This window comes from Paenibacillus sp. CB74 (assembly GCF_055687625.1).
The window spans coordinates 5,313,660-5,338,417 of the sequence record NZ_CM146009.1 but is presented as its reverse complement, the minus strand read 5'-3'; the positions used below and the strand labels follow the sequence as shown (position 1 = coordinate 5,338,417).

Below are 24,758 nucleotides of genomic sequence, written 5' to 3'. Positions count from 1 at the left end.
ATTGAACTGAAATGTCCAGTCTGCAAAATAGTTATGTTATGATCAGTAATGAACTGATTATTATTAATAGGAGCGTTAGCCATATGCTATTTCCTTCTTCCTGGCTTCAAGGGGCTTCCCGTGGTGAAGCCATAGCCTGCGAATTAAGGCTGCGGATCATCAGTGGTACCCTTCGACCTGGAGAGATTTTGTCGGAAAATCGAATTGCGGCTGATTTTGACAGCAGTCGTTCACCTGTTCGTGAAGCGTTACGAACATTGTCCAATGAAGGCCTTATTCGGCTTGAACGGATGGGTGTCGTTGTCATTGGACTACGAATCAAGGATGTCGAAGAATTGTATGATGTCCGTTTCCTGATTGAAAGTTTTGTGCAGCAGCGACTCGCAGGTGATGTTCCAGCGTCATTAATCACCCAGTTGCGTAACGTAATCGACAAAATGCAACTTGCTGGACGACATCAGGACGCTGTCGAATTCGCCTATCAGGACCTCGTTTTCCACGAAACGATTATTGAAGCCGCCCAGCATTCCCGTATTTCACATCTATGGAAGAGTATTCGATATGTTGTGATGACCGTTATGCTGCTCACGACGCGCAGAGTATTCGTTCAAGGCGAGCAGAAAGTAAGCGCTGTAATTGAGAAACACCGGTTGCTCGTTGAAGCACTTGAATCCGGCGACAAAATACTCATTCAGGCTGGAGTCCGCACGTATTTTCAGGATTCCGGTAAAACCCTGCACGAAAGCTTTGATTCCTAAAAGGAGCAGGGCGTTTGCAATCATATCCGCTGTGAGTGATTGCGGCTTAACTTGTCGACAAGTATACAAAATGCGATTTTGTTTCACTTTGGGCATGATAAAACTAGATTTCTCGCCAATACCTTTTTTCAAGTACCGGCACGAATAAGATTGTTGACGTAAATTTCACTTGTAAGCGTTCTATATCAGAAATAAAGGAGCACATAACATCATGAGCACTCTTTTTGGACTTTCCCACAACGCAACATTATTGGTTTGGACGTTAATTGCGATCGTTTTTCTAATCGTCTTGATTTCCAAGTATAAATGGAATCCCTTCATCACCCTGCTGTTGTCCGCATTAATGCTCGGTTTGCTTACAGGTATGAAACCTGCCGATGTGATCTCTTCCATTACCGGGGGACTTGGCGGCACACTTGGAACCATTGCAATTGTTATTGCTCTTGGTACGATGCTTGGCAAGATGATGGCCGAATCTGGCGGTGCCGAACGTATTGCAACGACATTGGTCGATCGGTTCGGTGTGAAACGTGTGCACTGGGCCATGATGATCGTTGGATTTATCGTTGGTATTCCTGTTTTCTTCGAAGTCGGCGTAATTTTGATGATTCCGATCATCTTCACCGTTGCACGTAAAACCAATATGTCTCTACTTCAGATCGGTATTCCCATTTTGGCCGGTCTGTCGACTGTACACGGCTTGGTTCCCCCCCACCCCGCGCCAATGATAGCGATTGAAGCCTACAGCGCGGATCTGGGTAAAACCATTTTGTACTCCCTGATTGTTGGTATTCCTACAGCAATTATTGCAGGTCCTTTGTTTGGTAAATTTATAGGCAAAAGAATACACACCGAACCGCCAGCTGAACTGGCTGAACAATTCGCAAACAAAACAAACAGCAACATGCCTGGGTTTGGTATTACCCTGTTTACCATATTGCTGCCGGTTATTTTGATGCTGATTGGTTCCATAGCAAGCATCATTGACCCAAATGCCACGAGCGGCTTCACTGTTTTCAGTGAATTTATCGGGCATGAGATCATTGCTCTGCTCATTTCAGTTGTGTTTGCCCTCTTTTCACTTGGCTTTGCACGTGGATTCACCAAACATGATATCTCTCGCTTCACCAGTGAATGTCTGGCACCTACAGCGACCATCATTCTCATTATTGGTGGAGGCGGTGCCTTCAAACAGGTATTGATCAATAGTGGTGTAGGTAACGCCATTGCTGATGTCGCTACCCATGCCAACATCAACATCATCCTGTTTGCCTGGCTTGTCGCTGCGCTCATTCGTGTAGCTACCGGTTCAGCAACCGTAGCTATGACAACTGCGGCCGGCATTGTCGCGCCAGTGCTTGCACTCACACCAGGTGTCAATATTGAGCTGGTTGTACTCGCTACAGGTGCAGGGTCACTCATCTTGTCTCATGTGAATGATGCGGGATTCTGGATGATCAAAGAATTCTTTAATATGAGCGTTTCCCAGACATTGAAAACGTGGACCGTTATGGAAACACTATTATCCGTGGTTGGACTGATCTTTATTTTGCTTCTGAGTACAGTGGTATAAATGGGGTCTCTATAGTAGAAAGAAATTAAAATCTCATCGCTTTCTGGAGAAAGAAGGATTAAATACATGAACAACTATATGATTGGGATCGATATTGGTACAACCAGTACCAAATCCGTGTTATTTACCGAGCAAGGCTCCGTTATCAGCACGTCAACGCAGGAATACCCTTTGTATACCCCTGCACCCGATGTTGCCGAACAGGACCCTGAAGAGATTGTACAAGCGGCCCTTCGCTCTGTCCGTGGAGTCATGGAACAGAGCGGTGTAGTTGCCGAGCAGATTCTGTTTGTATCCTGCAGCTCAGCTATGCATAGTGTCATTGCTATGGGACAGGATAACACACCCTTAACCCGTTGCATCACCTGGGCGGATAATCGAAGTGCCGCATGGTCTGCCCAGCTGCAAGAGAATGGATTGGGACATCGAATCTACCTGCGCACAGGTACACCTATTCATCCGATGTCACCTCTAACCAAACTAATGTGGCTGCGCCACGATGAGCCTGAAATTTTTGAGCGTACAGCGAAATTTATTTCGATTAAAGAATATCTGTTCTTCCGTCTATTCGGGCAATATGTCGTCGACCATTCCATCGCTTCCTGCACAGGTTTGCTCAATCTGGAACAACTGGACTGGGATGCAGAGGCCCTTGAGGTAGCAGGCATTACACCAGACCATCTCTCGAAGCTCGTGCCAACAACATATATATTAGAAGGAATGAATCACGAATCGGCTGAAAAAATGGCTCTCTCCCCCTCCACACCTTTCGTTATTGGCGCAAGTGACGGGGTTTTATCCAATCTCGGCGTAAACGCCATTGAACCTGGTGTAGTTGCAGCAACTATCGGAACCAGCGGTGCCATTCGTACCGTCGTGGACCGTCCTGTTACCGACCCAAAAGGTCGAACGTTCTGTTACGCCCTTACAGAGAATCTTTGGGTTATTGGGGGGCCTGTGAATAACGGTGGCATGCTGTTTCGATGGGTGCGGGATGAATTCGCCGCGTCTGAAGTGGAGACAGCGAAGCGACTTGGCATCAATTCCTATGATGTGCTGACCAAAATTGCCGAACGTGTCCGGCCAGGATCGGAAGGACTTCTATTTCACCCCTACCTCTCGGGCGAACGTGCACCATTGTGGAATCCGGATGCCCGTGGTTCCTTTTTTGGCCTAACACTCCATCATCAGAAAGAGCATATGATCCGTGCTGTCCTGGAAGGGGTTATTTTCAACCTATACACAGTACTGCTCGCCATGGAAGAACAGATTGGGCAGCCTACCTCCATTCAAGCCACCGGTGGGTTTGCACGCTCACCTCTCTGGCGTCAGATGATGTCTGATATCTTCAATCAGGAAGTCGTTGTGCCCGAGAGTTTCGAAAGTTCCTGTCTGGGTGCTGTCGTGCTTGGTTTGTACGCTACAGGGCGGATCAAATCGCTTCATGCCGTCTCTTCCATGGTCGGTACAACACATCGACACACCCCTGTCAAAGAGAATGCTGCCATCTACCAAGAGCTGCTACCCATCTTTATTCGGATCTCTCGCAAACTGGAAGAGGAATACGCAGATATCGCTGAATTCCAGCGTAAGATGTCCATTACCCGTCTCTAAATCATCAATCCATACATTGTCTCTTCAAAAGAGGTTGTCCTCCAAAACCAATAATCGGTTTTAGAGGACAACCTCTTTTGTTATACACGTATAATTTATCCTTCCGAATCATATGATACATTCATACCATTCTACCTCTATGTTTAAGCACCCGCTTACCTCTTTATTGCGGATAATCCACATTCCAGATCCCAAAATGAAGTCCTTTTAGTCCATTATTCTTCTACATCGCCGATCACAGAATTACCATCTGTTTAGAAAATACACCCCTGATCCTGTTCAATTAAATCCATGAGTTTCCCCTCTCTTCGTCTCTACCCTGACATTGAACTCGTAGCTTTCACCATCGTTCCATTGCCATGAAAAAAGCGAGGTGGAGGGGTAACTCTTTTTCCGATCTCGATCATGCTCCATGTTCACCTCACGGTTATCCACAGACAGGTTATTCACAAACGAAGAATACTTTTACACACAATTTGGCATCATTTGACGGATAACCTGTGTATAAAACATTTTTGGTTTTTGGGTCTTTCTGTCGAAAATTAAACAGTTTATAAACAATATATTGTGTTGTGACTAAAAATTATACACAAGTTATTGAATTTGTGGATAAAATCACGCGATACGTTGAAATGCGGGGTTTCTTTTGCTATGATTGTATTACTTTTGGATGTGAATATGTGATCTGACCCATAATATTATCAACAGCCTGTGGATAAAGTTGTGAACAATTTTCCGTTGTTCATACTTTTTTTGTTTTTGACCTGCGGGGGTTTGGGGATAAATTCAACAATATATCTCGTATTTCGACACTGCATCATGGCTTAAGCCACACTTGGAACATGTAAAAGGAGTGACAGTCTGTGGACAGCCATACTTCTGATTTATGGCAGCAAATTTTATCAATCATACAAAACAAACTCAGCAAACCCAGTTTTGATACCTGGTTCAAAGCAACCAAGGCTACCAAACTGAATGACCGCTCCATCGTCATTTCCGCACCAACTACGTTTGCCGTCGAATGGCTGGAGAGCCGTTACACCAAATTGGTCGGATCGACGGTATACGAGCTGCTTGGCAAGCAAGTCGATGTGAAATTTGTCATTGAAGAGAACAAGCCTGCTGAACCGGACCCGCAACTGCCGGCACCAACGCCAACCGTTGTACAGGAAGAAGCGGTACTCAGCATGCTGAATCCGAAATATACGTTCGATACATTTGTCATCGGGCCAGGCAACCGTTTTGCCCATGCCGCATCGCTGGCGGTCGCTGAAGCGCCCGCCAAAGCTTACAACCCTCTTTTTCTGTATGGAGGAGTAGGTCTCGGTAAAACACACTTGATGCATGCGATCGGACATTACATTCTGGAGCATGATCCAGGCAGCAAAGTTGTTTATTTGTCGTCTGAGAAATTCACCAACGAATTCATTAACTCGATCCGTGACAACCGCGGGGAGAGCTTCCGTAACAAATACCGGAGCGTCGACATTTTGCTCATTGATGATATTCAGTTCTTGGCGGGAAAAGAATCAACACAAGAGGAATTTTTCCATACGTTTAATGCGCTGCATGAGGAACGGAAGCAGATCATCATCTCCAGCGACAGACCACCAAAGGAAATTCCGACACTGGAAGAACGACTTCGTTCTCGATTTGAATGGGGGTTAATTACGGATATCCAGCCTCCTGATTTGGAGACAAGGATTGCAATCTTGCGTAAAAAGGCACGTGCGGAAAACTTGGATATTCCAAATGAAGCGATGATGTACATCGCCAACCAGATTGACACCAATATCCGTGAACTGGAAGGCGCCCTGATTCGGGTCGTTGCTTATTCTTCACTGACTAATCAAGATGTAACCACTCATCTGGCAGCTGAAGCACTGAAGGATATTATTCCTTCCAGTCGCCCCAAAATGATCACTATTCATGACATCCAACAAAAGGTCGGCGAGTACTATAGCCTTAAGCTTGAAGATTTCAAAGCACGGAAACGGACCAAGGCAGTTGCTTTCCCAAGACAGATTGCCATGTATCTCTCTCGTGAACTGACAGATTTTTCTCTGCCCAAAATTGGGGAAGCATTCGGAGGACGAGATCATACCACTGTCATACATGCTCACGAAAAAATCTCCCAAGCGATTAAAAACGATCAGGATCTCTATAAAGTTATCAACAACTTAACCGAAAAAATCAAGAATCCAACCTGAACAAGTCCCAAGCCTATGCACAACGTATACACATGTGGATAGGCTTGGGTGTACGGGTTTATACCCACTTATCCACATATTCAGTGCCCCTATTACTATTATTACTAAAAAGATCTTAAAGATATCATCTCCAAAATAGCCATTTCGGAGCTTAGCCTTCGGCCTTTGAAAAACACCTTTTAACACCCCAACACCCAAAAAATCAGCTAGGAGTGAAACCATGAAAATCAGCATAATGAAAAACTACTTAAACGATTCCATACAGCAAGTATCCAAAGCGATCTCAAGTCGTACAACGATTCCGATTCTGAGCGGTATCAAATTCGACGTGAATCATCAAGGTGTAACGTTGACAGCAAGCGACACCGATATATCCATTCAATCCTTCATCCCGCTTGAAGATGGAGATAAAAGCGTAGTTCAGGTAGATCAACCGGGCAGTGTAGTTCTGCCAGCCAAGTTTTTCGTGGAGATCATCAAGAAGCTGCCATCCCAAGAAGTCCACATGGAAGTCAAAGAGAACTTCAACACCTTTATCTCCGCAGGTGCTACCGAGATTCAACTGGTAGGTCTTGATCCGGAAGAATTCCCGGTACTGCCAAGCATCGAGGAAAACCAAACGGTTTCCATTCCAGGCGATTTGCTGAAAAATATGATCAAACAAACCGTCTTCTCCATTTCCACACATGAGACAACTCCAATCCTGACGGGTGTACTCTGGAGTTTGGGTGACAACGAATTGAAATTTGTGGCAACGGACCGCCACCGTCTTGCTACTCGTTCAGCAATGCTGGATAATGCAGAAGGTATCCGCTTCAACAACGTGGTCATTTCTGGTAAAACGCTGAACGAGCTCAGCAAAATTGTTCCGGATCAAAATACGCTTGTGGATATCGTTGTTGCAGACAATCAGGTTCTGTTCAAAATCGACCGTGTATTGTTCTACTCCCGTATTCTGGACGGAACATATCCCGATACTTCTAGAATTATTCCAACGTCATACAAAACAGAACTTGTTTTAGATACAAAAAAATTAAGTGAATCCATTGACCGGGCTTATTTGCTGTCGCGTGAAGAGAAAACAAACATTGTGCGTATGCAAACGATGGATTCAGGATCTGTTGAAATTTCTTCAAGCTCTTCCGAGCTAGGTAAAGTAAGAGAAGAAATCGAACCTGCCGAATTTACAGGAGATCCGTTAAAAATCTCGTTCAACTCCAAATACATGCTGGATGTGCTGAAAGTCGTTGAAAGTGAGCAGCTGATGATCGCTTTTACAGGAGTCATGAGTCCTATCATCTTGAAACCGCTGGATGACAGTCACAGCCTTTACGTGATATTGCCATATCGGACGACCAACTAACGAAAGGAAGATCAGAGTGAACCAAGTTACGATTCGAACGGAATATATTAAGCTTGATCAATTTTTGAAACTGGCTGATTGCATCCCAACTGGGGGTATGGCCAAAGCTTTGCTTCAGGAAGGACTTGTACGTGTGAATAAAGAGCCTGAGGAACGCCGGGGACGTAAGTTATACCCTGGGGATATCGTTGAAGTGGACGGAGAAGGCACATTCGAAGTTGCCGCAGAATAAGAAGACCAGTTCGATCCTGCTGCCTCCTGACGGACGGGATAAAAGGGAGGTTACCGCGTGTTTGTGAACAGCATTGATCTGCAGAATTTCCGCAATTATGAACATCTGAGACTGGACTCTTTTGGTCCCGTAAACTTGTTGATCGGGCAGAATGCCCAGGGCAAGACCAATCTTGCAGAGGCAATTTTTGTACTTGCACTCACCAAGAGCCACCGTACATCCCGTGACAAGGAGCTGATTCGTTTCGGTGAGGAACGTGCCAGACTTGCAGCAGAGGTCGACAAAAAGTACGGATCGGTCAAACTTGAGTTATCTTTGTCGCAACAAGGCAAAAAAGCAAAGATTAACGGCCTGGAGCAGCGCAAGCTAAGTGATTTTGTCGGAGCACTCAATGTCGTGATGTTTGCTCCGGAGGATCTGGAGATTGTAAAAGGCACACCGGGGGTCCGCCGCCGGTTTCTTGACATGGAGATCGGACAGGTCGCACCAGGTTACCTGTATCACCTGCAGCAATACCAAAAAGTGCTCGTCCAACGAAACAATTTGCTTAAGCAGCTTTGGGGACAAGGGGCATCAGCCCAGACCATGCTTGAGGTATGGAACGAACAACTGGTTGAGCATGGTGTTAAGATCGTCAAAAAAAGGAAACAATTCATAAAGAAACTGCAAAAGTGGGCAGAAACGATTCATCAGGGGATCACCGGAGGCGGGGAAGTCTTGCGCCTAGCCTACCTTCCGTCCTTCAGCGAAGCCGCTGAGGAAGATGAAGCTGTCTTAATGGACCAATTTATGATAAAATTATCACAAATGAAAGAGCAGGAGATTCGCCGAGGCACAACCCTTAGTGGGCCGCATCGGGATGACCTGTCCTTTTTCATTAACGATCGGGAAGTACAAACATATGGCTCGCAGGGGCAGCAGCGCACAACGGCGTTGTCCCTTAAACTTGCGGAAATCGAACTGATTCACGAAGAAATCGGAGAATATCCGGTCCTGCTGCTGGATGATGTTCTGTCAGAGCTGGACCCTTTTCGCCAGACGCAGCTGATCGAAACGTTCCAGAGCAAGGTGCAAACCTTTATTACAGCTACGGGGATCGAGAGCCTGAACGTTGACAAGCTCAAAGATGCCAGTATTTATCACGTTCATGCCGGACAGGTTGAACGCTAAGGAGTGAGGGCTTATGTACATTCATCTGGGCGGTGAGAAGATCATCCGTTCTTCCGAATTGGTCGCTATTTTTGATATATCGATTGAAAAATCCTCAAAGATCTCCAAGCAATATGTCACGCATGCCGAGCAGGAAAAAACCGTGGAACACATCGGTGAGGAGGAAGCCAAGTCCATTGTGGTGACCAAAAACATTGTGTACTACTCGCCAATCTCCTCAGCCACGCTGAAGAAGAGGGCTCACATTTTTCCTGATCTCTAGTAGTTCATTGGCATAAAGGTGTGTATTTTGCTGCTTGTCTTTATGTGGACAACTGGCTGAAATGAAGGATGTTGCCTATTTCAGCAAACATTATTAGTTAACGCATATTTACGATATTGAATCTATAGAAGTAGGTGAAAGCATGTCTATGAATCAACCGTCATATGGTGCAGATGAAATTCAGGTTCTTGAAGGACTGGAAGCCGTACGGAAACGTCCGGGGATGTATATCGGTTCCACCAGTTCCAAAGGTCTGCATCATCTGGTCTGGGAAGTAGTGGACAACAGTATCGATGAAGCGCTCGCAGGTTACTGTGACCATATCGAGGTTACTATCCATGAAGACAACAGTGTCACTGTTGTCGATAACGGACGTGGGATTCCTGTCGGTGAACATGCCAAAATGAAACGTCCTGCGCTTGAGGTCGTTATGACCGTCCTCCATGCAGGAGGTAAATTTGGTGGCGGCGGGTACAAAGTATCCGGTGGTTTGCACGGTGTAGGTGTATCCGTAGTTAATGCACTATCCGAAAAAGTTGTTGTCACAGTTAAGGTTGACGGGCATGTCTATCAACAGGAGTACCGTCGTGGAGCTCCACAATATGACCTGAAAGTAATTGGAACAACGGAAGAAACGGGAACAACGGTTAGATTCCACCCAGACCCTGAAATTTTCACGGAAACGAGAGTTTATGATTATGACATCTTGCTTGCCCGTATTCGTGAGCTGGCATTCCTGAACAAGGGAATTGGTCTTACACTGACGGATGAGCGTACAGGTGCAACCAACTCGTTCCTGTACGAAGGCGGCATTATCGAATACGTCTCCTTCCTCAACCAGAAGCGAGAAGTACTGCATGAAACTCCAATCTACGTTGAAGGTTCCAGAGATAATATCCAGGTGGAAGTTGCCCTGCAATACAATGACAACTACACCGAGAATATCTATTCCTTCGCCAACAATATCAACACGCATGAGGGCGGAACCCATGAATCAGGTTTCAAGAGTGCCCTTACACGGATTATCAATGACTACGCCCGTAAAGCGGGGGTAATCAAGGACAGTACGGGTAACCTTTCTGGGGACGATGTGCGTGAAGGCTTGACCGCTATTATTTCGGTCAAGATTCCGGAACCGCAATTTGAAGGACAGACAAAGACCAAGCTGGGTAACAGCGAAGTTCGTGGAATTGTCGAATCCTTGTTTGCCGAGAAACTGCAGGAGTTCCTGGAAGAGAATCCTTCCGTATCCCGCCGTATTTTGGAAAAAGGACTGCAAGCAGCCCGTGCGCGTGAAGCAGCCCGTAAAGCCCGGGAGCTGACACGTCGTAAAGGTGCACTCGAAGTAAGCTCACTTCCGGGTAAATTGGCAGACTGTTCATCCAAGGATGCTTCAATCAGCGAATTGTACATCGTCGAAGGTGACTCTGCCGGCGGATCAGCGAAGCAAGGACGTGATCGTCATTTCCAAGCGATTTTGCCGCTGCGTGGTAAGATTCTGAACGTGGAAAAAGCTCGTCTCGACCGGATCTTGGGTAATGCGGAGATCAGGGCTATTATTACGGCGATGGGTACAGGTATTGGTGATGACTTCGATATTGCCAAAGCCCGATATCACAAAATCATTTTGATGACGGATGCCGATGTCGATGGTGCTCATATCCGAACACTGTTGCTGACATTCCTGTATCGGTACATGCGTAAAATCATTGAGGCAGGTTACGTATATATTGCACAACCGCCATTATTCAAGATTGAGCGTAACAAAGTGATTCGTTATGCCGGTTCCGAGCAAGAGCGCGATGAAATTATTGCCACGTTCGGAGAAAATGCGAAATTTAACGTTCAGCGTTACAAAGGTCTTGGCGAGATGAATGCCGGACAATTGTGGGAAACGACGATGGATCCGGAGAGCCGGACTATGATGCAAGTATCGATCAATGATGCCATACTTGCTGATGCGATGTTTGATACCCTGATGGGGGATAACGTTGAACCGCGTCGTGACTTTATCCAGGAAAATGCGAAATACGTGAAAAACCTCGACATTTAACGATATTCGAAGAGGCGCCTGTGAGGGCGCCTTTTTATATTATTTGAATCACGGAATAGGAGGCAGAGGACTTCCGTAACCCGTGGTTAGCGACGTACACGTTTTTTGGTAGACGAGGCCTGTGCTTTGGGGGATGGACGAGAAGCCTTACTCTTTTTGGCGGGCAAACGGCCGTACGCAATTGCATAGCGTTTGATCTTCCGGTATGCCCCCTTGTCCGGGAGTAAACCAAAAGCATAAATGCCCGGCAATGTGTTGACTTCAAGAATCCAGGGACGTCCTTCTTCGTCTAGTGCAATATCAATACCAATCTCTTTGAGCCTTGGAAATGATGTCTGCAATTGCACAGCGGTATGGATACCTAGACGGTATAGCTCATTGCGGAGTTTTTTGAATCTATCCTGTTGAAGATGGGGCAGTACGAGTTCTTCAAACGTGGCCAATTGTCCACCACCATGAATGTTCGTGATAATTTTGCCCGGTGCAGCAACACGTCCCAGAATACCTGTTGTTTCCCAGTTATGTTGCAGATTTTTTTGAGTCAACACACGCAAGTCAAAAGGCAAATCTCCATGCTTCATCAGCGAGATTCCCTGTTGAATGATATAATCCCGTTCCTGAATGCGATCATTCAGTGCTCGTTCGAGTTCATCCAGGGAATGAAAGGATCTCTCCTCTGTACCGTATTGGAGATGATATGTTGTTATGAGCTGGGTAGCTCTGGAGGTAACAGCACTTGCTTCGAGTTCATCCGTAGGTGGGTTCCGATCATTGGTTTCTTCAGGAACATCTGCTTCTGTGGCGTAATCGTCGGGATTAACAACTGGTTCGTATAAACGGGTTGTTTTCACTCGCATGACCCCATTACCGTAAGTACCACGGTCCGGTTTGATATAGTTGGACTCGAATAATTCAGTCATTCGTTCCAAAGTTTGACGGCTATATTTTCGGGTGACTGGGATATATTCATTCACCATGCGACTGCGTTGTAACACAGCTGTTTTGGCCCATTTGCTGGAGACGCGTTGGATACCCAAGATCCATCAGTCCTTTCATGTTTTGTTCATTTCCAAAGAGGGAAAGACACGGAGAAATCAAAGGACAAGAGACGATTTCAGTGGTATAATAGAGAAATATGGCGTTTTGTGCGATGAGCTGCACAATTTGCAGTTTGATCGTAGGACGGGAATGGCTTTAGCCTCGATGGGCACAGTACATATGCCGTATTTCTAGCATTGTATGTGCAATTGAGGAGGAAGGCAGGGCGTATCCCTAGAGACGCAGAAGTTCCCGGAAGAAAGGCTATTGCCCAGCGGACGTTTAATTGTGTAACTTTTGTGAAAGTAATATAATAAAGAGTAGCGTTCTTGCGCGGTTTTAGCCTTGTTAGGCTTTTCACATATAATCAATTTTCTTGCATGACGGAATGGAACGTTTGTTGAAGGACAAGAAGGAGGTCCAGCATGGCGGAAGAAATGAACTCTCAGATTACAGATCGGGATATAGGCGTGGAGATGCGTGAATCGTTTATGGATTATGCGATGAGCATCATTGTTAGCCGTGCCTTACCTGACGTACGTGATGGATTGAAGCCGGTTCACCGGCGTATTCTGTACGCAATGTCAGAGCTCGGCATGACCCCCGATAAACCACATAAAAAATCAGCCAGAATCGTCGGCGAAGTTATCGGTAAGTATCACCCACACGGTGACTCTGCTGTATACGAGACGATGGTACGGATGGCACAGGATTTCTCCCTGCGCTATATGCATGTAGATGGACATGGTAACTTTGGATCAGTCGATGGCGACATGGCAGCAGCGATGCGTTATACGGAAGCTCGCTTGTCCAAGATTGCTATGGAAATGCTTAGAGATATCAACAAGGATACGATTGATTTCCAGGCGAACTATGACGGTGAAGAACATGAACCAATCGTTTTGCCTGCTCGTTTTCCTAACTTGCTTGTCAATGGGGTTGGCGGGATCGCGGTAGGTATGGCCACCAATATTCCTCCTCATAATCTGGGTGAGGTCATTGATGGTGTACAGGCCATGATTCAAAATCCGGACATTACATCCATGGAACTCATGGATTACATTCAAGGACCAGACTTCCCTACATCCGGTTACATTTTGGGCCGCTCAGGCATTCGCCAGGCGTATCAGACCGGACGTGGCTCAGTAACGATGCGGGCCAAAACCAACATCGAAGAGAATAACAACAAAGCGCGAATTATCGTTACAGAGCTGCCTTATCAGGTGAACAAGGCGAGACTCGTTGAGAAAATCGCCGAGTTGGTACGTGATAAAAAGATTGATGGCATTACCGACCTTCGTGATGAGTCTGACCGTAATGGTATGCGAATTGTAATTGAGCTTCGTAGAGACGTGAATCCGGGTGTTGTTCTGAACAACCTATACAAACACACATCGATGCAATCCACTTTCGGAATTAACATGCTTGCGATTGTGAATAAAGAACCTAAAATCCTGAACCTGCGTGAAGTGTTGTATCACTACCTGCAGCATCAGATTGAGGTTATTCGCAGACGTACGCAGTTTGAACTGAAGAAGGCTGAAGCTCGTGCACATATTCTAGAAGGCTTGCGTATAGCGTTGGATCATATCGACGAGATTATTACATTGATTCGTTCTTCCAGTAATGCAGATGCAGCCAGAGAAGGTTTAATTGAGCGTTTTTCACTCAGTCATGATCAGGCTCAAGCGATTCTCGATATGCGTTTGCAACGCCTCACAGGTCTGGAACGCGAACGTATTGAGAATGAATACAACGAACTGATGGTCAAAATCAGAGAGTATCGCGAAATTCTGGCCAATGAACATTTGGTGCTTGAAATTATCAGCACAGAGCTGCAAGAGATTCGCGACCGCTTTAGTGATGATCGTCGTACAGAGATCACTGTAGGTGAAGAGAGTATTCTGGATGAGGACCTGATTCCACGCGAAGAGGTTATCATTACGATTACCCATACAGGCTACGTGAAACGTCTGCCGGTATCCACATACCGCAGCCAGAAACGTGGTGGACGTGGGGTTGTGGGTATGGATACGAAAGATACTGACTTTGTTGAGCATCTGTTCGTAACCAACTCTCACAACTACCTCATGTTCTTCACCGACAAAGGTAAGGTGTATCGTCTCAAAGCTTACGAGATTCCAGAGCTTGGACGTACCGCACGGGGAACACCGATTATCAACCTGATCCAGATTGAGCAGGGTGAATCGGTTAATGCCGTGATTCCGGTTCAAGAATTTGAAAGTGACAGATTCTTGTTCTTTGCTACCCGTCAAGGGGTCGTGAAGAAAACGCCACTTGAGGATTACACCAATATCCGCAAAGGCGGCTTGATCGGTATTTCCTTGCGTGATGATGACATTCTAATTGATGTTAAGCTGACCGATGGACAGCAAGAGATCATTATGGGTACAGCTCACGGAATGTCTATTCGATTCTCCGAAAGTAATGTACGTTCCATGGGACGTAGTGCAACCGGGGTTAAAGGGATCACATTGGATGAACAGGATGCCGTTATCGGCATGGATGTAGTCGATAAAGATCTCGATGTTCTGATCGTTACAGCCAAAGGATACGGTAAACGTACACCTGTGAGTGACTATCGAATGCAGACTCGTGGCGGTAAAGGTATTAAGACGATTAATGTCACAGAGAAGAACGGCGCAGTAGTCAGCCTCAAGATGGTTAAAACCGAAGAGGATCTGATGATTATTACGTCTAGCGGTACGTTGATCCGGATGAGTATGGAAGGCATATCCACGATGGGTCGATACACGCAGGGTGTGAAGCTGATTCATATTCGTGACGAAGATTCAGTAGCTACAGTCAGCCGGATTGACAAAAATGAAGAAGAACCAGACGATGAGTCACTTGAAGGCATGGAAGGCGGGGAAACCCAAGCTCCGGCAGTAAGCCTGGAAGAAGGAACCCTGTCTGACGCGGATGCAGATGCTGAAGTTGAGGACGACGATTCCGGTTCGGAAGCATAAACCTAGAATGTTATACAAACCGATCTCTTGGAGATTGGAAAAAGATTGAGAGGGCTCCCACTGGGAGCCCTTTTGTTGTATAAAGGGATCTCTTCTTCTATTCTTTCGAATCTAGGATGTACAGCCTCATTTCTGAGTAATATAATGGGAAATATCATGAAAAACCGGGACTATGGTCTTGTTTGTTTTTAACATAGAAGAACGATGAGTGAGGGGAATATACATGGGACTTATCACCCTGTCAGAAGTCAAACCAGGACTCAAACTTGGGAGTGATGTGCAAACGCTTCGTGGCAACGTTTTGCTTCAGAAGGGCAAAGTCATTTTACCCAAGGATATGGAAGTGCTCAAAGCCTTTATGATTCACCAGGTGGATATTGAGCAAGAGAGAATGGGATCAAGTAATACAGGAACCAAGGGTGCATCTGCGTCCGCAGGAAGTACAGCAAACGAGAAGAATGGTGAACGGACAGCGAAGACAGGGAATGTCAGCACAGCCCCTGTAACAACGTCTCTACAGGATGAGTATGAAAAGATGGTAGGACTGACCAAAACTGCGTTCTTGTCCTCTCTGGCGGCTGAATTGCCTGTATATGAGCTGCGTACACAGTTAGAGGCTGTGTTTGCACATCTCAAACAATATAATGTGCTTACCTTCAGTCCACGAGTAATGCAAGAACATGACTATGTGTATCACCATGCTGTACTGAGTGCAATCACATCCTATCAACTGGCCCAGTGGATAGATCTTCCCTCCAAGGATTGGATGCAAGTTGCGTTTGCAGGCTTGTTCCATGATATTGGTAATAACAAAGTAGATCCGCAAATTCTCCATAAGCCTTCTACGTTAACCGTTACAGAGCAGAATGAGATCCGGCAGCACACCAAATATGGTTACCAGATTCTTAAACAGGCAAAGGCTATTAATGAGGGCGCCAGACTTGCTGCTTTGCAGCATCATGAAAAAGTTGACGGATCAGGTTATCCGTTGCAGCTTAGTGGGACGCAGATTCATATTTACGCTAAAATCGTAGCTATCGCTGATATTTTCCACGCCATGACGCTGGAGAAGATTTACCGTAAGGCACAATCACCGTATCTAGTTCTAGAACAAATCCAGAGCGAGGCATTTGGAAAATTGGATCCTGCAATTGTACGTGTATTTGTTCAACGATCAACCCAGATCCATAACGGCATCCGAGTAAAACTCAGCAATAACCAGATTGGAGAGATCGTATTCTCTGATCGAGATCATCCTACACGGCCTATGGTGTCAGTAGAAGGAACGATCATTAACTTAATGCAGCAAAGGCAGCTTCACATCCAAGAGGTTATCGGTTAACTATAGATATTAGGGCAACTTGAGGAGAGGGTCTTTCTTTTATAGAGAGGCCTTTTCGTTTGAGATATATATTAAATGTAGATATACAGGAAAAGATTATTAGGAGGATGTATAATTTAATCAAAAAAAGACTTGCAATCAAAATCTGTACATGGTATATTCTAATTCCGGCCAAGAAAACACGGTTTACACGGTGCGGCAAGCAAATCAAATAAGCTTCGAAAGAAACTTAAAAAAAGAGCTTGCAAAGTTGGTTCGGATGTGGTAAGATATAAAAGTTGCTGAAGAGAACGACATTCGGTAACGAAAGAAGTTTGATCTTTGAAAACTGAACAACGAGTGAGTAAACATTCTGCTTGCAGAATGAACGCGAAAGTTTGAGACAAGCCTTGGCTTGGATCGACTGGAGCACAATTGAGATTTTAATCTCGTCAGATTCAAAATGAGCTTATCGCTCTTTTCAATACTTTATTGGAGAGTTTGATCCTGGCTCAGGACGAACGCTGGCGGCATGCCTAATACATGCAAGTCGAGCGGAGTTGATAGAAAGCTTGCTTTCTTGATGCTTAGCGGCGGACGGGTGAGTAACACGTAGGCAACCTGCCCTCAAGTTTGGGACAACTACCGGAAACGGTAGCTAATACCGAATAGTTGTTTCCTTCGCCTGAAGGAAACTGGAAAGACGGAGCAATCTGTCACTTGGGGATGGGCCTGCGGCGCATTAGCTAGTTGGTGGGGTAACGGCTCACCAAGGCGACGATGCGTAGCCGACCTGAGAGGGTGATCGGCCACACTGGGACTGAGACACGGCCCAGACTCCTACGGGAGGCAGCAGTAGGGAATCTTCCGCAATGGGCGAAAGCCTGACGGAGCAATGCCGCGTGAGTGATGAAGGTTTTCGGATCGTAAAGCTCTGTTGCCAGGGAAGAACGCTTGGGAGAGTAACTGCTCTCAAGGTGACGGTACCTGAGAAGAAAGCCCCGGCTAACTACGTGCCAGCAGCCGCGGTAATACGTAGGGGGCAAGCGTTGTCCGGAATTATTGGGCGTAAAGCGCGCGCAGGCGGTCATTTAAGTCTGGTGTTTAATCCCGGGGCTCAACCCCGGATCGCACTGGAAACTGGGTGACTTGAGTGCAGAAGAGGAGAGTGGAATTCCACGTGTAGCGGTGAAATGCGTAGATATGTGGAGGAACACCAGTGGCGAAGGCGACTCTCTGGGCTGTAACTGACGCTGAGGCGCGAAAGCGTGGGGAGCAAACAGGATTAGATACCCTGGTAGTCCACGCCGTAAACGATGAGTGCTAGGTGTTAGGGGTTTCGATACCCTTGGTGCCGAAGTTAACACATTAAGCACTCCGCCTGGGGAGTACGGTCGCAAGACTGAAACTCAAAGGAATTGACGGGGACCCGCACAAGCAGTGGAGTATGTGGTTTAATTCGAAGCAACGCGAAGAACCTTACCAGGTCTTGACATCCCTCTGATCGGTACAGAGATGTATCTTTCCTTCGGGACAGAGGAGACAGGTGGTGCATGGTTGTCGTCAGCTCGTGTCGTGAGATGTTGGGTTAAGTCCCGCAACGAGCGCAACCCTTGATCTTAGTTGCCAGCATTTCGGATGGGCACTCTAAGGTGACTGCCGGTGACAAACCGGAGGAAGGTGGGGATGACGTCAAATCATCATGCCCCTTATGACCTGGGCTACACACGTACTACAATGGCCGGTACAACGGGCTGTGAAGCCGCGAGGTGGAACGAATCCTAAAAAGCCGGTCTCAGTTCGGATTGCAGGCTGCAACTCGCCTGCATGAAGTCGGAATTGCTAGTAATCGCGGATCAGCATGCCGCGGTGAATACGTTCCCGGGTCTTGTACACACCGCCCGTCACACCACGAGAGTTTATAACACCCGAAGTCGGTGGGGTAACCGCAAGGAGCCAGCCGCCGAAGGTGGGATAGATGATTGGGGTGAAGTCGTAACAAGGTAGCCGTATCGGAAGGTGCGGCTGGATCACCTCCTTTCTATGGAGAATCGTTTCCCGCGTGGAAACATTCAAATACGCAGCTTAGCTGCAAACTACTCACTCGTTGCTCAGTTTTGAGAGCTCAAACTCTCAAACAGCTTGCTTTTGCATGGAGCTTGTTCTTTGAAAACTAGATATCGAAACGAAAGTAAATGCGAATTAGAACATTCCTTTTTAGCTGAACTTGTGTATAACAAGTTTCAATAAAAACGGTAGATTGCACGTACGATGGTATCGAATGGGAGCGACTTTTGGCTTTGCGCAAGCAAAACAAGGGAAGCGAGCAGTCGAAACCGGAGCACGAGGTTAAGCTACTAAGAGCACACGGAGGATGCCTAGGCGCTAGGAGCCGATGAAGGACGTGGCGAACAACGAAACTGCCTCGGGGAGCTGTAAGCAAGCTTTGATCCGGGGGTGTCCGAATGGGGAAACCCAGCTTGGGTAATTTCCAGTTACTCATAACTGAATACATAGGTTATGTAGAGGCATACCAGGGGAACTGAAACATCTAAGTACCCTGAGGAAGAGAAAACAATAGTGATTCCGTCAGTAGCGGCGAGCGAACGCGGAGAAGCCCAAACCAAGGAGCTTGCTCTTTGGGGTTGTGGGACGTCTCACATGGAGTTACAAAGGAACCGGTTAAGCGAAGAGGTCTGGAAAGGCCCGCCAAAGAAGGTAAAAGCCCTGTAATTGAAAGTCTGTTCCCTCCGAGACGGATCCCGAGTAGTGCGGGGCACGTGAAACCCCGTATGAATCCGGCAGGACCATCTGCCAAGGCTAAATACTTCCTAGCGACCGATAGTGAAGCAGTACCGTGAGGGAAAGGTGAAAAGCACCCCGGAAGGGGAGTGAAATAGAACCTGAAACCGTGTGCTTACAAAAAGTCAGAGCCCGTTTTAGGGGTGATGGCGTGCCTTTTGTAGAATGAACCGGCGAGTTACGTTCCCGTGCAAGGTTAAGGTGAAGAGCCGGAGCCGCAGCGAAAGCGAGTCTGAATAGGGCGATGTAGTACGTGGACGTAGACCCGAAACCGGGTGATCTACCCCTGTCCAGGGTGAAGGTGCGGTAACACGCACTGGAGGCCCGAACCCACGCACGTTGAAAAGTGCGGGGATGAGGTGGGGGTAGCGGAGAAATTCCAATCGAACTCGGAGATAGCTGGTTCTCCCCGAAATAGCTTTAGGGCTAGCCTCGGAAAACAGAGTCGTGGAGGTAGAGCACTGATTGGGTGCGGGGCCCGCAAGGGTTACCAAGCTCAGTCAAACTCCGAATGCCATAGACTTACTTCCGGGAGTCAGACAGTGAGTGCTAAGATCCATTGTCAAAAGGGAAACAGCCCAGACCATCAGCTAAGGTCCCCAAGTGTGTGTTAAGTGGGAAAGGATGTGGAGTTGCACAGACAACCAGGATGTTGGCTTAGAAGCAGCCACCATTGAAAGAGTGCGTAATAGCTCACTGGTCGAGTGACTCTGCGCCGAAAATGTAACGGGGCTAAACACACCACCGAAGCTATGGCTTGATGCTTTGCATCAGGGGTAGGGGAGCGTTGTATAAGGGTTGAAGGTGTACCGTAAGGAGCGCTGGACATTATACAAGTGAGAATGCCGGTATGAGTAACGAAAAGATCAGTGAGAATCTGATCCGCCGAAAGCCTAAGGGTTCCTGAGGAAGGCTCGTCCGCTCAGGGTAAGTCGGGACCTAAGGCGAGGCCGAAAGGCGTAGTCGAAGGACAACAGGTCGAAATTCCTGTACCACCGTAAGCCGTTATGAGCAATGGGGGGACGCAGTAGGGTAGTGACGCGGACTGATGGATGTCCGTCTAAGCAGTAAGGCTGATGTGTAGGCAAATCCGCACATCGTAAGGCTGAGCTGTGATGGGGAGCGAAAATTGTAGTAGCGAAGGTCATGATCTCACACTGCCAAGAAAAGCCTCTAGCCAGGTGAAGGTGCCCGTACCGCAAACCGACACAGGTAGGCGAGAAGAGTATTCTAAGGCGCGCGGAAGAACTCTCGTTAAGGAACTCGGCAAAATGACCCCGTAACTTCGGGAGAAGGGGTGCCCCGGTAGTGTGAATAGCACGAGGGGGCCGCAGTGAAAAGGCCCAAGCGACTGTTTAGCAAAAACACAGGTCTGTGCGAAGCCGTAAGGCGAAGTATACGGGCTGACGCCTGCCCGGTGCTGGAAGGTTAAGGGGAGTGGTTAGGAGCAATCCGAAGCTGTGAACCGAAGCCCCAGTAAACGGCGGCCGTAACTATAACGGTCCTAAGGTAGCGAAATTCCTTGTCAGGTAAATTCTGACCCGCACGAATGGCGTAACGACTTGGGCGCTGTCTCAACGAGAGATCCGGTGAAATTTTAATACCTGTGAAGATGCAGGTTACCCGCGACAAGACGGAAAGACCCCATGGAGCTTTACTGCAGCTTGATATTGAATTTGGGTACGATCTGTACAGGATAGGTGGGAGCCTGAGAGACATGAGCGCCAGCTTGTGTGGAGGCAACGTTGGGATACCACCCTGATCGTATCTAGGTTCTAACCTGGTACCGTAATCCGGTGCGGGGACAGTGTCAGGTGGGCAGTTTGACTGGGGCGGTCGCCTCCTAAAGAGTAACGGAGGCGCCCAAAGGTTCCCTCAGAATGGTTGGAAATCATTCGAAGAGTGCAAAGGCATAAGGGAGCTTGACTGCGAGACCTACAAGTCGAGCAGGGACGAAAGTCGGGCTTAGTGATCCGGTGGTACCGCATGGAAGGGCCATCGCTCAACGGATAAAAGCTACCCTGGGGATAACAGGCTTATCTCCCCCAAGAGTCCACATCGACGGGGAGGTTTGGCACCTCGATGTCGGCTCATCGCATCCTGGGGCTGAAGTAGGTCCCAAGGGTTGGGCTGTTCGCCCATTAAAGCGGTACGCGAGCTGGGTTCAGAACGTCGTGAGACAGTTCGGTCCCTATCTGTCGTGGGCGTAGGAAATTTGAGAGGAGCTGTCCTTAGTACGAGAGGACCGGGATGGACGTACCGCTGGTGTACCAGTTGTTCCGCCAGGAGCACCGCTGGGTAGCTATGTACGGACGGGATAAACGCTGAAAGCATCTAAGCGTGAAGCCCCCCTCAAGATGAGATTTCCCAGTATGTAAGACCCCTTGAAGACGACGAGGTAGATAGGCTGGGGGTGGAAGTGCAGCAATGCATGGAGCTGACCAGTACTAATCGGTCGAGGGCTTATCCAAATATGCAAGTGATAATTCGCATGTTTTGTTTCGAATCTAGTTTTCAGAGAACGATCTCTGAAATGTAAGCTATGCGTTTGGTGGCGATGGCGGAGGGGTTCCACACGTACCCATCCCGAACACGACCGTTAAGCCCTCTAGCGCCGATGGTACTTGGACCGCAGGGTCCTGGGAGAGTAGGACGCCGCCAAGCAAAGAACCACTGCCGATGTTATTCGGTGGTGGTTTTTATTTGTTTATAAGGATTAGAGATGATGAGCGGAAGCTCTAACATGATCGTCAAATGAAGGTAACATTTTTGTTACGGATAACAGCGGCAAAACCAGTATAATAGGACTATGTTAAATATGCTAAAAGTACCTGACCACAGAGCTGGAATGTGCAGCTGTGAAAAGGAGGGTGTGTGTGTTAAGTTGGCGGAGACTTGGACTACAATCAATTCTGTTGCTTTGTTTGACCGTTGTTCTGGCAGGATGCGGTGAAGCTTCAGGATCTGTATGGACTTCATATGAAGGTGCGGTGAACGAGAAGAGTTTCCCGGTGCCTAAAGTAGCGAATAAATCTGACCAGTCCGAGAACAATTCGGATATGGACTATGTTCGATATACGCTGTCTGGTATTAGTGAGAGCACTAGCTTGCCTGAGGTATATCTAGACGAGATTAAAAGCTGGGGTTGGACAGAGAGGCAAGCCAAGGGTACATCCAATGAATCCAGTACCTTGCGAGTATTTGCAAAGGAAGGACATACTGTGCATTTAGCAGTACATGATGGATCCTTTACACTAATGGTTCCTAGAAATGATGCTACTCAAACGACAGTTAAATCATTGGCTGAAGACGATTGAGCTGCTGCGTGTAAGATTGGATATGAAATTAACGTTGTGATGTTCCTTATATAGTAAAGCTCCCGTGTACATGATAGGGGGCTTTTTGTTATTTTACGAAGTAGGCTGCAATCGTGATCGGATTACCTAGTGTGAAATGCAAGAGAAGCCATAAAGGTAAAGAGGATTAGGAGTAGATATTGTGGTACAGAAAGGCGAGTATATGCGCTTGATCTATTATAGGGTGTGCTGAGCTTTTAAAGGTAGAGGACGAGAGATGTAGTTATATAAAGGTATGGGGTAGATTGAATGGTTAATGGAAGGCTAGGCTAGAAGGGAGATAGAGGATCGCTCATAGGAGTAAAGTATACGAGATATTTGGAGTTAAAGGATATGGAACAGCAGATGAAAAAGTGGAGAAGAATGGAGTCTGTCATGGGGATAACTAATTTAGCCATACCCAGACTGTGGATAAGGGACAGGAAGGGAACAAAACATAAAGGTTATCCACTGTGGATAACCTTTGTTTGATCATGTGAGGCTGAGCCAGCTGGACGATACGAGCTCTTTTTTAACAAATATCCGAGGGGCTCAGGCCATTATGTATTACAGGTGAATGAGATACTGCACTATTGGATGAACGAAGGGTATTATTGCAGATAATATGAGACATCTTGTTCATTTAATTTGATGAGTCCATCTTTGCGCTCGCGGGAGAGTACCATGACAACATATAAGCGAGGACCCAGCAACCACAAATGCCAGAAGATCAGCGAGAGGGTGAAGGACAATGGGGACCATATCAAACATACTGTAATGATACATAGTCCAATCCAGCTCATGTTAAGGTGTACCCGTACAAACATACGGAAGCTGAAATGCTGATCAGGGATATAACCTAACCAAGGCATACGCAGATTCCAGCGCCACCGTTTGGCGTAAGAGGTACGTACCAAAAGTAATATTGTTCTGGCAATGACATAATGAATCCAAATGGTGATTGGGCCTGCCAGTACAAAAAAGAAGAGGCCAGTCCAAGAGAATGCAAGTAGATTGAATAAAAGCATGATGACCGGCAAACAAAGATAACTATAGATGACACTGCGGGCGATAGCCTTTTTTTTCAGAAGCCGGTATTGATAAAATGTTGCTTTATTCTCCGGTTCGGCGATCATACGTTTATATATCCTCCTTCAAATTCACGTTTGTGTGGGATAGGTATTTGTTTTCTTATACGTGTAAAAGGGAATGCATTATGTATGTATATATGAACCTTGTCTATCACGCCATGACGATTGTACAAGATATTGAGATTCGAATGAGCTTATCTCAGTATACTCTCGAATGCATGGACTGTCAGGCTTTGATATCGTTATCATGTATTATATATCGGCTGAGATTCCAAGTTTTTTTAAGTAATTTGAATATAAGTTTTGAGTCAGACTAAGGGATACGTGATTTTGAGGGAAACGCGATGGATGCAGGATAACAGTGTAGACATGAGAAGATGAATGCTCTTGATCAGAAGATGAATGTATTTTTCGGTACAGACACCCCGGAGGGGGTGGGCGAATATATATATTTTATAGAAAGAAAGCACTATGAAAATGTATAAAATAATAGAAACTGTGCAATACTGATAGTAAACGTAAAACAAGGTGGGATGGTTCATGGAAGAACATGCCGAACACACATGTATTATCTGCGAGCAAAGAAAAAGAGAAGGCATTTTTATTGTATCTGAATTCATATGTGACACTTGTGAAGCAGAAATGGTTCATACCGATGCGCAGGATGCCAAGTACAATTATTTTATTCATCAAATGAAGCAAATTTGGGTACAAAAAAACGCATAATGCATATTGCTAATAGAAGTAGAAGCGAAACATCACGCTGTAAAGATGCTGATGTGTATAGAGGCCCATTGGGCCTTTTTCTGTTTTTAGGAGAGAGAGTCTTGTCTGACATTTAAGGAAGGCGTATGCTGATATAATGATATCGAAAATTTGCAGCAGCGCGTGTGGAGATGGGGAAGAATGGCGTTCCTTGGATTAAGAAGCATGTGGGAGCGCACCG

General features: G+C 46.6%; 15 protein-coding genes and 3 rRNA genes. 16 read left to right on the top strand and 2 right to left on the bottom strand.

Annotation, left to right across the window (positions count from 1 at the left end; all coding sequences use genetic code 11):
• Positions 1-83: 83 nt before the first annotated feature.
• From ACX9NY_RS23685 to gyrB, 9 genes are all read left to right on the top strand, one after another.
• Positions 84-758 carry a GntR family transcriptional regulator gene (locus ACX9NY_RS23685; RefSeq protein WP_472475389.1) on the top strand — a complete coding sequence of 225 codons (675 nt, stop codon included), beginning with the start codon at positions 84-86 and terminating at the stop codon, positions 756-758.
• A gap of 211 nt (positions 759-969) precedes the next feature.
• On the top strand, positions 970-2,331 hold the full coding sequence (locus tag ACX9NY_RS23680) for a GntT/GntP/DsdX family permease (protein ID WP_339258145.1): 1,362 nt from the start codon (positions 970-972) through the stop codon (positions 2,329-2,331).
• Between the two features lie 66 nt (positions 2,332-2,397).
• Positions 2,398-3,945, top strand: a complete 1,548-nt coding sequence (gene gntK / locus ACX9NY_RS23675) for a gluconokinase (protein ID WP_472475384.1) — start codon at positions 2,398-2,400, stop codon at positions 3,943-3,945.
• 863 nt (positions 3,946-4,808) lie between these two features.
• The gene (gene dnaA, locus ACX9NY_RS23670; protein WP_339238906.1) at positions 4,809-6,155 is read left to right on the top strand and encodes a chromosomal replication initiator protein DnaA; all 1,347 of its coding nucleotides are present in this window, start codon (positions 4,809-4,811) and stop codon (positions 6,153-6,155) included.
• A 220-nt stretch (positions 6,156-6,375) separates the two neighbouring features.
• Positions 6,376-7,518: a DNA polymerase III subunit beta gene (gene dnaN / locus ACX9NY_RS23665; RefSeq protein ID WP_017691408.1), complete on the top strand. Its 1,143-nt coding sequence runs from the start codon at positions 6,376-6,378 to the stop codon at positions 7,516-7,518.
• A gap of 16 nt (positions 7,519-7,534) precedes the next feature.
• Complete coding sequence (yaaA, locus tag ACX9NY_RS23660) at positions 7,535-7,750, top strand: S4 domain-containing protein YaaA (RefSeq protein WP_036611994.1); 216 nt, start codon at positions 7,535-7,537, stop codon at positions 7,748-7,750.
• Positions 7,751-7,807: 57 nt separating this feature from the next.
• Positions 7,808-8,920, top strand: coding sequence for a DNA replication/repair protein RecF (gene recF, locus ACX9NY_RS23655; protein WP_076216624.1), 1,113 nt, complete (start codon positions 7,808-7,810; stop codon positions 8,918-8,920).
• Positions 8,921-8,933: 13 nt separating this feature from the next.
• On the top strand, positions 8,934-9,182 hold the full coding sequence (gene remB, locus ACX9NY_RS23650) for an extracellular matrix regulator RemB (protein ID WP_017691405.1): 249 nt from the start codon (positions 8,934-8,936) through the stop codon (positions 9,180-9,182).
• Between the two features lie 142 nt (positions 9,183-9,324).
• A complete protein-coding gene (gyrB, locus tag ACX9NY_RS23645) occupies positions 9,325-11,235 on the top strand; it encodes a DNA topoisomerase (ATP-hydrolyzing) subunit B (RefSeq protein ID WP_339238908.1) in 1,911 nt (636 codons plus the stop codon).
• An 86-nt stretch (positions 11,236-11,321) separates the two neighbouring features.
• Here the strand turns inward: gyrB and ACX9NY_RS23640 are convergent, their stop codons facing one another.
• Entirely contained in the window at positions 11,322-12,272 is a 951-nt protein-coding gene (locus ACX9NY_RS23640) for a YheC/YheD family protein (RefSeq protein ID WP_472475379.1), read from the bottom strand.
• 426 nt (positions 12,273-12,698) lie between these two features.
• Between ACX9NY_RS23640 and gyrA the strand changes: the two genes are divergently transcribed.
• The 6 genes from gyrA to ACX9NY_RS23610 all read left to right on the top strand — a co-directional run bounded on the left by gyrA (position 12,699) and on the right by ACX9NY_RS23610 (position 22,703).
• On the top strand, positions 12,699-15,263 hold the full coding sequence (gyrA, locus tag ACX9NY_RS23635) for a DNA gyrase subunit A (RefSeq protein WP_339238911.1): 2,565 nt from the start codon (positions 12,699-12,701) through the stop codon (positions 15,261-15,263).
• 223 nt (positions 15,264-15,486) lie between these two features.
• A complete protein-coding gene (locus ACX9NY_RS23630) occupies positions 15,487-16,605 on the top strand; it encodes an HD-GYP domain-containing protein (protein WP_472475376.1) in 1,119 nt (372 codons plus the stop codon).
• Between the two features lie 468 nt (positions 16,606-17,073).
• Positions 17,074-18,625: ribosomal RNA gene (locus ACX9NY_RS23625) — 16S ribosomal RNA — on the top strand.
• Positions 18,626-18,931: 306 nt separating this feature from the next.
• Positions 18,932-21,857: ribosomal RNA gene (locus ACX9NY_RS23620) — 23S ribosomal RNA — on the top strand.
• Positions 21,858-21,933: 76 nt separating this feature from the next.
• Positions 21,934-22,050: ribosomal RNA gene (gene rrf, locus ACX9NY_RS23615) — 5S ribosomal RNA — on the top strand.
• Together the 16S, 23S and 5S rRNA genes form the textbook arrangement of a ribosomal RNA operon.
• Before the next feature lie 212 nt (positions 22,051-22,262).
• Positions 22,263-22,703, top strand: coding sequence for a hypothetical protein (locus ACX9NY_RS23610; protein ID WP_253428854.1), 441 nt, complete (start codon positions 22,263-22,265; stop codon positions 22,701-22,703).
• 629 nt (positions 22,704-23,332) lie between these two features.
• Here the strand turns inward: ACX9NY_RS23610 and ACX9NY_RS23605 are convergent.
• Positions 23,333-23,857, bottom strand: coding sequence for a hypothetical protein (locus tag ACX9NY_RS23605; protein ID WP_076216777.1), 525 nt, complete (start codon positions 23,855-23,857; stop codon positions 23,333-23,335).
• 495 nt (positions 23,858-24,352) lie between these two features.
• On the opposite strand from ACX9NY_RS23605, the gene ACX9NY_RS23600 reads away from it, so the two are divergent.
• Positions 24,353-24,538 (top strand): sigma factor G inhibitor Gin, encoded by a 186-nt coding sequence (locus ACX9NY_RS23600; RefSeq protein WP_017691396.1) that lies wholly within the window; start codon positions 24,353-24,355, stop codon positions 24,536-24,538.
• Positions 24,539-24,758 lie beyond the last annotated feature (220 nt).

Coding starts and splice junctions, on each gene's coding strand:
- ACX9NY_RS23605 (WP_076216777.1), bottom strand. CDS start 23,857: ATGATCGCCGAACCGGAGAATAAAGCAACATTTTATCAATACCGGCTT.
- ACX9NY_RS23630 (WP_472475376.1), top strand. CDS start 15,487: ATGGGACTTATCACCCTGTCAGAAGTCAAACCAGGACTCAAACTTGGG.
- ACX9NY_RS23600 (WP_017691396.1), top strand. CDS start 24,353: ATGGAAGAACATGCCGAACACACATGTATTATCTGCGAGCAAAGAAAA.
- dnaN (WP_017691408.1), top strand. CDS start 6,376: ATGAAAATCAGCATAATGAAAAACTACTTAAACGATTCCATACAGCAA.
- gntK (WP_472475384.1), top strand. CDS start 2,398: ATGAACAACTATATGATTGGGATCGATATTGGTACAACCAGTACCAAA.
- gyrA (WP_339238911.1), top strand. CDS start 12,699: ATGGCGGAAGAAATGAACTCTCAGATTACAGATCGGGATATAGGCGTG.
- ACX9NY_RS23680 (WP_339258145.1), top strand. CDS start 970: ATGAGCACTCTTTTTGGACTTTCCCACAACGCAACATTATTGGTTTGG.
- ACX9NY_RS23685 (WP_472475389.1), top strand. CDS start 84: ATGCTATTTCCTTCTTCCTGGCTTCAAGGGGCTTCCCGTGGTGAAGCC.
- gyrB (WP_339238908.1), top strand. CDS start 9,325: ATGTCTATGAATCAACCGTCATATGGTGCAGATGAAATTCAGGTTCTT.
- remB (WP_017691405.1), top strand. CDS start 8,934: ATGTACATTCATCTGGGCGGTGAGAAGATCATCCGTTCTTCCGAATTG.